The sequence below is a fragment of the Pseudoalteromonas sp. SWN29 genome, from assembly GCF_015864465.1.
Taxonomy (GTDB): Bacteria; Pseudomonadota; Gammaproteobacteria; order Enterobacterales; family Alteromonadaceae; genus Pseudoalteromonas.
On record NZ_JADYXE010000020.1, the window covers coordinates 42,974 to 55,985 of the forward strand.

The 13,012-nt window shown below is 41.5% G+C and carries 8 protein-coding genes; 1 reads left to right on the forward strand and 7 read right to left on the reverse strand.

The window, feature by feature from the left end:
- The first annotated feature begins 75 nt into the window (after nt 1–75).
- Entirely contained in the window at nt 76–1,965 is a 1,890-nt protein-coding gene (locus tag I6F53_RS09530) for a monovalent cation:proton antiporter-2 (CPA2) family protein (RefSeq protein ID WP_165741773.1), read from the forward strand.
- A 102-nt stretch (nt 1,966–2,067) separates the two neighbouring features.
- Here the strand turns inward: I6F53_RS09530 and I6F53_RS09535 are convergent, their stop codons facing one another.
- The 7 genes from I6F53_RS09535 to I6F53_RS09565 all read right to left on the reverse strand — a co-directional run bounded on the left by I6F53_RS09535 (nt 2,068) and on the right by I6F53_RS09565 (nt 12,924).
- Nucleotides 2,068–3,243 carry a hypothetical protein gene (locus I6F53_RS09535; protein ID WP_197239378.1) on the reverse strand — a complete coding sequence of 392 codons (1,176 nt, stop codon included), beginning with the start codon at nt 3,241–3,243 and terminating at the stop codon, nt 2,068–2,070.
- A 274-nt stretch (nt 3,244–3,517) separates the two neighbouring features.
- The gene (locus tag I6F53_RS09540; RefSeq protein WP_197239379.1) at nt 3,518–4,231 is read right to left on the reverse strand and encodes a hypothetical protein; all 714 of its coding nucleotides are present in this window, start codon (nt 4,229–4,231) and stop codon (nt 3,518–3,520) included.
- Between the two features lie 163 nt (nt 4,232–4,394).
- Nucleotides 4,395–6,185, reverse strand: coding sequence for an alkaline phosphatase (locus I6F53_RS09545; protein WP_197239380.1), 1,791 nt, complete (start codon nt 6,183–6,185; stop codon nt 4,395–4,397).
- Between the two features lie 11 nt (nt 6,186–6,196).
- Nucleotides 6,197–7,786, reverse strand: coding sequence for an alkaline phosphatase (locus I6F53_RS09550; protein WP_197239381.1), 1,590 nt, complete (start codon nt 7,784–7,786; stop codon nt 6,197–6,199).
- A gap of 209 nt (nt 7,787–7,995) precedes the next feature.
- A complete protein-coding gene (locus tag I6F53_RS09555; RefSeq protein ID WP_197239382.1) occupies nt 7,996–8,358 on the reverse strand; it encodes a hypothetical protein in 363 nt (120 codons plus the stop codon).
- A gap of 183 nt (nt 8,359–8,541) precedes the next feature.
- Nucleotides 8,542–10,977 carry a TonB-dependent receptor gene (locus tag I6F53_RS09560; RefSeq protein WP_197119537.1) on the reverse strand — a complete coding sequence of 812 codons (2,436 nt, stop codon included), beginning with the start codon at nt 10,975–10,977 and terminating at the stop codon, nt 8,542–8,544.
- Nucleotides 10,978–11,184: 207 nt separating this feature from the next.
- Nucleotides 11,185–12,924: a solute:sodium symporter family transporter gene (locus I6F53_RS09565; protein WP_197161077.1), complete on the reverse strand. Its 1,740-nt coding sequence runs from the start codon at nt 12,922–12,924 to the stop codon at nt 11,185–11,187.
- Nucleotides 12,925–13,012 lie beyond the last annotated feature (88 nt).

A 13,012-nucleotide genomic window follows, 5' to 3' on the forward strand; every position in this document is an offset into this window, starting at 1 on the left:
ATTTTATAAGAACCTAAGTCATTCTATTTATGCTCAAATACCTTGAGCATAAATAGAATGACTTAGGATAAACGCGTGTTAGAAATTGCTTTAATTTACTTAGCAGCAGCCATAGTAGCTGTCCCTATTGCAAAACGAGTCGGACTTGGCTCTGTGTTAGGTTATTTAATTGCCGGCATTCTCATTGGCCCTTATGCGCTGGGTGTTGTGGGCGATCAAACCGATGTAATGCACTTCGCTGAATTTGGCGTAGTAATGATGCTGTTTTTAGTGGGCCTTGAGCTACAACCTTCGCGTTTATGGACATTACGCCACTCTATTTTAGGACTTGGCGGCTTACAGGTTGTGTTATCGGCAGCGGCTATATTTGCATTTTGTTATTGGTTTTTTGCCATGCATTGGCAAACCGCACTCGCCATTGGTTTAATGCTCGCGCTCTCCTCTACTGCTATTGTGCTGCAAAGCCTTGAAGAAAAAGGCTGGCTAAAACAAGAAGCCGGACAAAACGCATTTTCGGTATTGCTGTTTCAAGACATCGCAATTATCCCTATTTTAGCCCTATTGCCACTGCTTGCATTTGCCCCGCAAACTAGCACAAAAGAAATCAGCGATTCGATTATTGCAGGCTGGCCTGTATGGCAACAAGTATGTGTTTCGGTTGCGGTTATTGCCGCTATTATTGCCGGCGGTAAATATGTATCGGCGCCGTTATTTAGATACATTGCCCAAACCCACATGCGTGAAATATTTACTATTTTTGCACTCTTTTTAGTAGTCGCTATTGCACTGGTTATGCAAAGTATTGGTTTATCGCCTGCGCTGGGGACTTTTTTAGCAGGCGTTGTACTTGCCGAGAGCGAATTTAGACACGAATTAGAAGCCGATATAGAACCCTTTAAAGGCTTACTTTTAGGATTGTTTTTTATAACTGTTGGCGCATCAATTAACTTTGAGCTGCTATTTAACGAGTTTAGTACCGTTATAGGCTTAGTGGTTTTACTTATTGTAGTTAAAGCCTGCATTTTATTTGCCCTTGCCGTTACCTTTAAAATTAACAGTAAACAGCAGTTATTATTTGCCTTAGCGCTTGCCCAAGGGGGTGAGTTTGCCTTTGTACTTTTAAGCGTAACCACCACCTTAAGCATTTTAACGCCCGAGCAAACCAGTCTTGTTACCTTAGTTGTTGCAGTATCAATGCTAATAGCGCCGTTACTACTTATGGTTTATGAGCAAATACAAAAACGCAGCAGCAGTGCTATGCCTGAGTTTGATAAGCCAGAACAAATAAGTACCGCTAAACACGTAATTATTGCCGGCTACGGACGTTTTGGCCAAATTATGGGGCGCTTACTGCACGCTCAAGGCTACGAAATTACCGTACTTGATCACAGCCCTAGCCAAATAGAATTACTGCGCCGTTTTGGTAACACCGTATTTTATGGCGATGCCGCACGCCAAGAACTCCTTGAAGCCGCAGGCGCGCACACCGCACAAATGTTGGTAGTAGCAATAGACGACCCCGATAAAACCATAGAGATAATTAAGCTCGCCCATAAAAACTACCCGCAACTTAAAATTGTTGCCCGCGCAATCGACCGTCGCCATGCGTATCAATTACTTAATTTAAAAGTAGATGCGTTTAACCGCGAAACAGTCGACTCAGCTATTAACCTTGCCGTAGAAGCACTCGAGTTACTAGGTAACACTAAACAAGATGCCGAGCGTGCAGGTAAACTGTTTAGAGACCACGACCGCGCTGCAGTAGTACAACTTGCTGCATTATGGGGCGACGACGCCAGCTACGGCGTAGCAGTGCGCCAACGCATGGAAGATTTAAAACATGTGCTACAACAAGACAAACAAGCACAAAGCGATTTAAATACCTGCGACAGCGGTGATTGCGAAGATGGCTTAACAGAAGTAGCGAGTAAACCGAAAAAGCCTGATGATGCTCATCTTGAGTAATTTAGGTAGTTGGTTTTGTAGTGTCTGCGGATAGTGCTAAAACAGCATTAAATGGACTAAAATAGTGGATTGCGATGTATAAACTCAATCCACTGTTTTAGTTTATCTCCTTCCACTAAATAGAATTTCAGACAATGAGTTTTGGACAATTCCCCAGGTTCCGTTTGGGTGACCAATCGGGATTGCTAGAAGCTCATCGCAAGAATAATTAATTCTTAAATTAATAGTATATTTTTTAAGCTCCCCATGAGTTAAAACACTTAAGATAGATTGCACACTTGCACTACTTGGGTTCTCATTCGAAAATCCAATAATTCTATAGTCCTTTAATTCAAACTTAGAGTAGTTTTCCTTAACCTCACGTGCTGCCTTACCTTTATGTTTTCCAACTAGGTGATACATTAGAGGAACAATTTTTGCCCATTGTTTATGCTGCCAGCTATTAAAAAAAGTTGTCACTATATCAAGTACCCCGAAGTCTTCAGTAGATCCGGATTTATTCAAACGCTCTTGAAACCTATTTAAGTAATGATCGTATATCTCATTTTTATTTTTTAAATTCGCTTTTTTTATCAATTGCTTTTTTTTATAAGGCTCATCTTTTTTATCCATATACCAAGTGCGCAAAGTGAACAGTATATTCCAACATTTTGCGGAAACATGTGAGTTTGAAAAATTTACATCTCTACCATGCAAAATACCATTTCTATAAGGCAAATAGATTTCTTCCAAGTTTGTTTTTGTTCGGTTCTTGGTAAGAAAGTTTTCTTGGATATAAGTAAATGTCTCTTCATATTGGGTAATAGAATCCCATGCACCCAGATCGGAATTTTGAGCAAATATACCTAAATTTGCTATATCATTTGATATTCCATCTAATGCTATTAGTAGTAATAAAACAGCAGCAGAGTGATTACCTTGTAAATATAATTCACGTGCATTTTCTAAAATAGCTTTTCGATCGTTAAACGCCGGCGCCCCAGCTAAATGCAACATGAATTTATCAATGCCATCTGTTACTCCCTCTATAAGAGCGAGATTTGCTTTATCTAACTTTCCTTTTTCTGCTAAAAACAAAGCACTCTGACAACTATCAAAAGGTAAATAGTTATTTAAAACCCAGGCCTCATCCTTAAACATAGGATTAAACTTCCTCACTACATCTAAAATTTCAGAACCTTTTTGGAGATCTTCGTTCATTAGCCCTAATGTATCCAACTCATGATATGTACCTATTAAATTGTCAATTGACGGGTTGTTTGATTCATTGGAACTCATGAATACTCCATAAGGTATAGCAACTTTATCTGAGAACATTTTTCTTACTTAATGGATGAATGTTCCTATTGTGTGAACTTCTATTAATATCAAATAGTGTAAATTATTACCAACTATAAATATTATGCGGCTGATAGTGTGTGTTTTATAAAAATAGGAAAGTGTTTGTTGTATTACCTGGGTGGGAATGGCTTAAATTAATCTATTTTTGAATACATACTTGTAGCTCATAGCCGCCTGTCATTTTTTAGCTATGAGCTACAACATTTAAAACCTAGTGATGATGCCCACCTTCAATAGCCTCGCCTTGCTGGTTATAAAAACCTGTGGCGCTGTGCTCTATAAAACCAAGGTTTATCATTTTAGCTAAAAACGGGTCGTTTTCGTTATCGCCAATGTCGGCGTAGTCGGTGGTTTGAAAGCGATCCCATTTGGCAAACTGTTCAGTTATTTCTGCTTTATTACTGCTTACATTATTAAGGCTAAGCACGGTGTTTGTTTGGGCTTTTTTATTGGTTACGTTAAAGGTTTTAACTAAGTTTGATTGCGTAAATAAAGCGAGTTTAAATTGGTTATCGCCTTCAGTAAGTTCGTAGTTTTTTACTTCATCGCAGCCTGTGTTTTGGGTGTTTACTAGGGTCATTTTTTCGATTAGGTGGTTATCCACCAGCTGACTTTTAGCACTCCAACTTTGTACGCCGCGTACCTCAGATGGCTGATATTCAATACCGCGTTGCTGGGCATTAAAATAGCGAATAGGCCGAATTTGCTTATTAGCTAAATGTTGCCAAAGCTCGGTAATTACTTGGCGTTGATGCGCTACTTGCTGATCGTTCCGCCAAAGGGTAAGTGAATCATTACTTTGCTGCGCTTTATGGCTGTTGGTAATTTTATAATCGGCTTTTAAATATTCGGCATTAATATCGCACTGCGTTGCTAATGTGCTGGTGCTTGCTAAGGTTGCCATTAAAAATAATGCTACTTTCATCAGTTAATCTCTTATTTAAACGTCACTGTAATAGCCATACAATAACGACTTACAATGGCATTTTTATGACATAAAAAAACAACTCACACAGGGTATGAGTTGTTTTTAAATACTCAATTTGCGTGCGTACTTTATATACTTAAAAAGTACGCTTTTGAGCGGCTTACTGCGTTACTTTTTCGTCTGCTGTTTTAACTAAATCAGCCGCAAAGTCCATTACATGGAATAAAAAGCTTTGCTCGTTTGTGCCTGTTACCAAGTGTGCACCTGGCCCCATTGCATAAACGCCTACGTCTTCACCGGCATGTGTTTCTGAGCCCATTGGTACCAGTGCTTCTTGATGAAAACCAGGTGTTGTTGTATCAACATCTGTTAAATCAACACGCCCTGTAACTGGTGCAAACGCATAACCTGCATCGGCATCGGTCTCGCTGCCTAGGTTTCTAAAGCCACCACCATTGGTGTAACCAACAGTTGTGTATGGCATATCGTCGGCAGCTAAGCTTGGCTCAGTAGCACCTACTGCAACCACTTTACCTAAAATTGGGTTACCGCGTTTAGGGTAACCTGCAATGGTAAATACATGGCTGTGATCGGCTGTTACAACTATTAATGTTTCTTCTGGGTTGGTGTTTTCCATTGCTACTTTGACGGCTTTAGCAAGCTCAATAGTGTCTTTTAATGCGTTATAAGCATTACCCGCATGATGCGCGTGGTCAATTCGACCCGACTCAACCGTTAAGAAAAAACCTTGCTCGTTGTTATCAAGCACGTTTATTGCTTTTTCGGTCATTTGTGAAAGCGAAGGCTCGCCTGCAACATCGTTTGCACGGTCTGCTTCGTACTGCATGTGGGATTCGTTAAATAAACCAAATACTTTAGTGGCGTCGTCACTTATTGCATCAAAACCGGTTTGATCCATTACGTAAGTGCCATTTGGATATTGCGTTTTCCACTCTGCGGTTAAGTCGCGGTTATCTGTTCGATCCCCTTCAACAGCGCTTACTGCATCGGCTGAATTAAACGCGGCATCTTTTGGTAAAAAGTGACGACGACCGCCGCCCATTACTACGTCAATACCGTCTACATCAACACCACTGAAGCGTGCTTCTAAGTTGGCTTCAAAGTTAACCAGTTGCGATGCAATGTCTTCACATGTTGCGGCACTTTCTGGCATATCGGAGATATCTTCCCAGTTACGCTCTGCTGATTTAGCATACGTTGCAGCGGGTGTTGCGTGAGTAATACGCGCTGTAGAAATAATCCCTGTTGCCTTGCCTGCAATTTCAGCAAGCTCTAACGAGGTAACAAGTTCGTGCCCTTTACCTGATGCACAATTACCACGTTCAGCCGCTTCATCAATACCAATAACGCCTGCGTCGGTTTTAACGCCCGATGCCATTGCGGTCATAGTGCCTGCCGAATCTGGCGTTTGTGCATCTACGTTGTATGTTTTTACAAAGCCCGAAAAAGGCATAGTTTCAAAGCTTAGCTGGTGTTCTTCACCCATTTCGCCTTCTAACTGACCCGCTAAAATACGTGCTGCGGTTATGGTAGAAATACCCATACCATCGCCAACAAATAAAATTACGTTTTTAGCTTTGCCTGATTCAGTAACAATGTTGCTACTGGCTGTTTGCGCTGCACCTAATTTTGTTTGTGCTTCACTAAACCAAGTATTACTAGTGAGTGAGGCTAGCTGCTCGCTTGTTAACGACGTTGCAGGTGCATTACACACTAAATTAGTTGAGTTAACTTCGTCGCTATCTAGCACGTCGTTATTATTGGTATCTGCGCCTACTTGCGTCTCTACTCCGCCATTAATGCACTGCTCAGAGCCCACTGCAATAGTATTATCTACTGCGATAATATTATTTTCACTTTTGTTATCGTCACTCGAGCAACCAGCTAGCGCGACCATTACTGCCAAAGAAAGTACCGTTAATTTGTTCATGTTAGCCGCCATTATTGCTGAGTTAGTTCAAGAGCTTGATTAATTAGATGAAATACAACGTTTTGTTCAATTACGCCCTGTGCTAGCTGAGCACCAGGACCTTTAGCATGTAAAGATATGTCTTCACCTGCGTGTGTTTCTGAACCCATCGGTACGGTTGCTTCTTGGTGAAAACCTGGGGTTGTTGTATCAACGCCATTTAACTCAACACGCCCTGCAACAGCAGCACTTGTGTAACTTGCATCAGCATTTGTCTCGTCGCCTAAGTTTCTAAAGCCTAAACCATTTGCGTAACCTACTGTGCTGTAGGGCATGTTGTCGGCGGCTAAACTTGGTGCTGTTGCACCTACTGCAACTACTTGACCTAAAATTGGATTACCACGCTTAGGATAGCCTGCAATAGTAAATACATGGCTGTGATCGGCGGTGACTAAAATAAGGGTTTCTTCTGGATTGGTGTTATCTACCGCTGCTTGCACGGCTTTAGCAAACTCAATGGTGTCGTTAAGTGCGTTGTATGCATTACCCGCGTGGTGCGCATGGTCAATTCGACCTGACTCAACCGTTAAGAAAAATCCATTATCGTTTTTACCAAGCACTTCAATTGCTTTAGTGGTCATATCGGTAAGTGAAGGCTCGCCCGCTACATCGTTTGCGCGGTCAGCTTCGTATTGCATGTGGGATTCGTTAAATAAACCAAATACTTTAGTGGCGTCATCGCTTATTGCATCAAAGCCTGTTTGATCCATCACGTACGTAGCATCTGGGTATTGTGTTTGCCACTCAGTTACTAAGTTGCGCTCGTCAGTACGGTCGCCTTCTATAGCACTTACTGCATCTGTTGAGTTAGCTGTTTCGTCTTTTGGTAAAAAGTGACGACGACCGCCCCCCATTACAAAATCAAGGCCGTCTACGTCGGTCCCTACAAATCGTGCTTCTAGGTTTTTTTCAAAGTTAACCAGTTGCGATGCAATGTCTTCACAGCCACCCGTTACTGCATCTTCTGGCATATCTGATACGTCCTCCCAGTTACGGTCAGCCGATTTAGCATATGTGGCAGCAGGGGTTGCATGAGTAATACGTGCTGTAGAAATAATACCGGTAGATAGCCCTTTAATTTCAGCCAATTCAGTCGCGGTAATTAGCTCGTTACCTGCCACTGTTGAACACACGCCGCGTTCAATATCTTCGTCTACACCAATAACGCCCACATCGGTTTTTACACCCGAAATAATAGCCGTCATCGTGCCTGCTGAATCAGGAGTTTGAGCATCTACGTTATACGTTTTAACTTGTGCAGAGTATGGGAACTCTTCAAAGCTTAAATAACCTTCTTCGCCAGATTGGTTATTACGCTGCCCTTGTAAAATGCGCGCGGCGGTAAGTGTAGAAATACCCATACCATCGCCCACAAATAAAATGACGTTTTTAGCTTTAGTGGCTTGTGTAGCCTGCGCTTGTGCTGTTTTTGTTGTTAGTTTAGTTTGCGCAGCGCTATACCAGCTGCTGTCTTTTTGGCTTTGCGGTAGTACATCAGCATGGCTCACTGCGCTAAACGTTAACGTTAGCGCGATTGCCGCAGCGACTTTTTTAATTTTCATCCGTAATTCCCATTGTTTAGTGGTTATTTTTTGAAATGTGTAAACACAAAAAAGATCAACCGCTGCACTATAGAAAACAGATGTGACTGATAAAGGTAATTTTGATGAAAGTAAAATGACTAAACTATTACAAAAATAAGTCACAAAAATAAAAAAGCGCAACGTGTTAAACGTTGCGCTTATTCATTCAATAAACGTTATTATTTTTATTAATGACCATCTTCAAACGAAGCCGTTGCAGAAACTTTGCTCCAAGTACCATCTGTATATAATACCGTTGCTTCTGCTTTATTACTTTTAAATGATTTTATCGAGAATGAGCATGATGTACCCGATACGCCACAAGACGACGCAGCATTTGACCAAACAACACTATCAATGTCAGAGCCATTACCTACCACTCTGAATACTGCTGTAGCTGTTCTTTTACCATAAATCACAGCAAAACAATGATTAGGAGTAAATTGGTCATATGCTTGAGTATCTACGTAACATTCCATTTGGTCTGCACTCGCTTGTGCAGAAAAAATAGATGCCAAAATAATACCTGTAGTAATTAATATAGTTTTCATTTTTATCCTTAATAATTGAACCTAAATAGGTACAAAAAAGATAGAACAACAACGCCCACCTGTACAATTAATTTACAAAAAAACCTAAAAAGCATACAAAAGGATTGTTTTGATTAAAAAAGCGCAACGTGTAAAACGTTGCGCTTATTTTCAGGGAAATTATTAAATGTAATTATTTAAATATTAAAAACGCGCCTTAAACGATACGCCAAAGTAGCGCTCTGCATCACGCGGTATTTGGTAACGGAAGTTATCGCCACTGTAGGTAGTTGCGTAGCTTTCGTCGGTTAAGTTTTTAGCAATAAGCGATACTCTAAACGCATCATCTTTAAACGATAAGCCAACACTTGCGTTTAAAATGCCGTAATCTGGCAGTAACGACGCTGGGTTAAACTCGCCTACGTTATCTGGCAAGTCTGAGTATTGCTCGTCGGTGTAAATGTATGAGCTATTTATGTGTACGTTAAAGCCATGCTCAGTTTCAATAAAGTAGTCAGCTGTTAGTGAGTATTTTAAATCTGGCGAAAATGGAACATCTAAGCCAGAGCGGTCAGTACACGAACCTGCAGCTACTTCTGCCGGACAATTAAACTCGTCAATTTCGGCTTTAATATAAGCGACACCACCGGTAAGCGTTAGTGACTCTGTTGCAGCCCACATAAAGTCAACTTCAACACCTTGTGTGCTTACATCGCCCGCGTTTGTTAAGCGGGTAATACAGGTGCCGTCTGAACAGTCAAAGTTGTTAGCTTGAAAACCTTCAATTTCTGTTCTGAAAAGTGCCATGTTAAACACAAACTCGCGGCTTGCGTATTTGTAGCCAATTTCGTAAGCATCAGACTCTTCTGGCGATATTTCGCGGCTGTCGGTGTCTGGATTAAAGTTGTAATAAATATTAAAACCAGGCCCTTTGTAACCTTGCGAGTAGGTACCGTATACCATTTGGCCATCGCCTAAATCGTATTGCATACCTAAACGACCCGATACGTTGGTTTCTTCTGCTTTGCCTTCGTCATCGGTATTTAGTGTTGCTGGGCGTACGCCTACACCGGTGCGGCCATATACATCATTGCTTACACGGCGATGCGTGTAAGACACTTCATCGTCGGTGTAACGAATACCAAATAATACGCGTAAATCTTCAGATAAATCGTAAGTACCGTCGGCAAAGGCTGCCCAGTTGTTAAATTCTGTGCTCATAAAAGCAGTGGCCGATACAATATCGTTTGCGTTACAGCTAACGCCTAGCCCTTGTGTGTAACCTTCTAAATCAGCAAGTGCGGCATCAAGCTCTGCGCCCGATAAGTTATTTTGCGCGTAAAAAGCCATTGCGCTATCAAGCTGGCCACCATTGTTTTGACAACTTGCATCACGAGTAAAGTTACGTTGTGAATCCATGTTCCAGTAAAATAAACCAGCAACATAGTTAAATGGCCCTGCTAGGTTTGATGTAACTCTAAACTCTTGCGAAAACTGATCCCATTGCTGTGCACCAATATCATGTAGTTGAAACGGCGCGCCAAATACTGGCTCGCTGCTGTCGCCAGCAATAGAGGTAAAGTCGCCTTCGCGGTATTCGGTATTATCCCATGAGCGCTGCGCTGTAATTGACGTGTACGTATAGTCGCCAATTGTTTTATCAACTTGCACCGAAAACGCGCTATGTTCGTCAATTGTGCGCGACTCGTAATCATGGTCTACTTTGCGTTGGTCTAGGTCAATATCGGCTACGCCATCAACAATACCATTACTGTTTGGCGCTGCTTTTGAATCAGGATTACGACCACTTGGCAGGGCTTCTAAGTCGGCGCAACAATCGTCGTCTGCGTTATAAAATTCAGCTATAAATTTTACGCTTAAGTCGTCCTCTGGCTCGTATTTAAATACAGCACGTGCACCTTCGCGGTCATAACCGTTTACTTTTTCGTTGTTGTAAACGTTATCAATGTAACCGTCAAACTTGCCTTTAAATACCGTTAAGCTAGCGGCTAAATCGTCGGTTAAACCGCCGCTTATAACACCTTTAAAACGGTATTCGTTATCTTGATAAAACGAGGTTTCTACGCTGCCGGTTGTGTCGTACGACGGATCTTTAGTGGTAATATTTACCACACCTGCTGAGGCGTTTTTGCCAAATAACGTACCTTGTGGCCCGCGTAATACTTCAATGCGGTCTACGTCGTATAAATCGGCAAAGGCTTGACCCGAGCGGCCAAGTACCACGCCATCAACAACAGTTGCCACACTTGGCTCGGCAGCAATACTAAATGAAATAGTACCAATACCGCGCACTGTTAGCGCTGAGTTACGTGTTGTGGTGCCTTTTCTAAAGCTAACCGAAGGAACAAGTGACTGTAAGCCTTCCATGTTATTAGCAAAAGCTGAATTAATTTGATCGCTATTAAGTACCGATACCGCAACAGGTACTTCGTTTAAACTTTGCGTTCTTTTTTGTGAAGTAACGACTATTTTTTCAAATGTATCGTTTTTAGCTGTTTCTGTTTTTTGTTGTTCTTGTTCGGTTTGCTCTTGCTGTGCATGTACCTGCGCGCTAAGCGCTAAACCGGTTGTCATTGCTAACGTGACTGCCAAGCTTAAGACGGACTTTTTAGCTCTCATGTCATTCTCCATATTGTGCGTGTGCTGTGTGGTACCGCGCTAGCAATTGTGTGAGTTGCTAAAAAGCGGTGTCAGTGTGTGTGATACTTTCCTTAAAGCTCTTATATCTTATATAAGAGCTTTAAATTTAAACAAACTATCTTACTAATGCAAACATTATGTGAATTAAATGTGATTTAAGTTTGGTGTATAGAATATAGCCGCACGTTATGCGGCGTTTTTAGCCCCAATACGCGCTAAGCTATTTTCGTAACGAACCTGCCAACGACGTACACTCCACCAGCTAAGCACTAAAACAGTAGACCAAACAGCAACTAAACTTGGTACAAAGTACACACTGGTTCCACCCACTAATCCGAGCGGAGAAAACAATATATATAAGCTAACAATTAGGCCTACTAATACGATGGCGCAAGGCAATGCGTACTTCCAAGGATTAAGGTCTACCTCGGCTTTGCGTGTAAATTGCCATGGTGTTTTAAGTGGTTTGTAGTAACCAATACCCAGCATTATTGCCAATTCAATTATGAACAAAATGGCGTAAATATGAATAAAGTTAATGTCTACATCCCATACAAATTTAAGCAAGGTGTAGGCAATAATATGGAATATAATCGCGACTTTAGCGCCCAGTGCAGGCACTTTTCGAGTAAACAAACCTACCAATACAATTGTGATGACCGGAATGTTGTAAAAACCTGTAAATACACGAATTATGTGCCATAAGCCTTCAGGTGCAAACATCAATAATGGCGCGGTTATAAACGATAATACGGCAATAATAATACTGGTAATTTTAGCCACTTTTATAAGTTGGCTGTCTGTTACTTTGTCTTTTTTCATTGGTTTGTAAACGTCTAAACAAAATAAGGTTGCTGCACTATTTAACAGTGAGTTAAACGAGCTAAATACGGCACCTAGTAGCACCGCTAAAAAGAACCCAGACAAATACTGTGGAAGTACTTCTTTTACTAAATGTGGATAAGCTAAATCGATAGTGGGCAGGCTTTCGTGTTTATAAAGATGGTAAGCAATAACGCCTGGGATCATCATCATAAACGGCACTAACACTTTAAAGTACCCTGAAAACAACACGCCCTTTTGGCCTTCTACTAAGTTTTTAGCGCCCAATGTACGCTGGATCACGTACTGATTGGTGCCCCAATAAAACAAATTAGCTAAGATCATACCTGTAAAAATAGTGCCAAATGGCACAGGATCGTCGCTGCTGCCAATAGCGTTGAGCTTTTCTGTATCGGTGTTTACAAGGGTGCTTAATCCTTCTGAAAAACTCCCGTCACCCAATGCAATTAAACCCAGTGTTGGCACTAAAATACCAATAATAAGTAGCCCAACACCGTTAATAGTATCCGACACCGCAACCGCCTTTAAACCGCCAAAAACAGCGTATATTGCGCCAACTGAGCCCACTGTAATAATGGTGACAATCAGGCTTGCTTCGTAACTCATATTTAATAAGGTGGGTACATCAAACAGCCTAAGTACGGCTATTGATCCTGAGTATAAAACTGAGGGGATCGTTATAAAACAATACCCTACCATAAATAAGATCACCGTCATGCGCCGTACGGTATCGTCAAAACGATCCCGTAAAAATTCAGGTAAGGTAGAAAACGCACCCGCTAAATAACGCGGCAAAAAGATCAACGCCATAATGATTGTTGAGATCCCTGCGGTTACTTCCCACGCCATTGAGCTTAGGTTGTAACCATAGGCTGAGCCATTAAGACCAATAAGTTGCTCTGCCGATAAGTTAGTGAGGATCATCGACCCTGCTATAAACGTACCCGTTAACCCACGACCCGCTAAAAAATAGCCGTCTTGGGTATTAACTTCCCCTTTGGTTTTTTGGTACGAGATATATCCCACCAGCGCCATAAACGCCAAGCACGATAGCAGTGTCATGGTAATGTTCATACCTTCCATCTTGCGCCCCTTTTAGCTTACTTTACTCGGTAAAAAGTAAGCTAATATCTTTATTATTGTGTGTGTTGTATGTGTGTTGTGTGTGTGT

Coding starts and splice junctions, on each gene's coding strand:
- I6F53_RS09535 (WP_197239378.1), bottom strand. CDS start 3,243: ATGAGTTCCAATGAATCAAACAACCCGTCAATTGACAATTTAATAGGT.
- I6F53_RS09540 (WP_197239379.1), bottom strand. CDS start 4,231: ATGAAAGTAGCATTATTTTTAATGGCAACCTTAGCAAGCACCAGCACA.
- I6F53_RS09545 (WP_197239380.1), bottom strand. CDS start 6,185: ATGAACAAATTAACGGTACTTTCTTTGGCAGTAATGGTCGCGCTAGCT.
- I6F53_RS09550 (WP_197239381.1), bottom strand. CDS start 7,786: ATGAAAATTAAAAAAGTCGCTGCGGCAATCGCGCTAACGTTAACGTTT.
- I6F53_RS09555 (WP_197239382.1), bottom strand. CDS start 8,358: ATGAAAACTATATTAATTACTACAGGTATTATTTTGGCATCTATTTTT.
- I6F53_RS09560 (WP_197119537.1), bottom strand. CDS start 10,977: ATGAGAGCTAAAAAGTCCGTCTTAAGCTTGGCAGTCACGTTAGCAATG.
- I6F53_RS09565 (WP_197161077.1), bottom strand. CDS start 12,924: ATGGAAGGTATGAACATTACCATGACACTGCTATCGTGCTTGGCGTTT.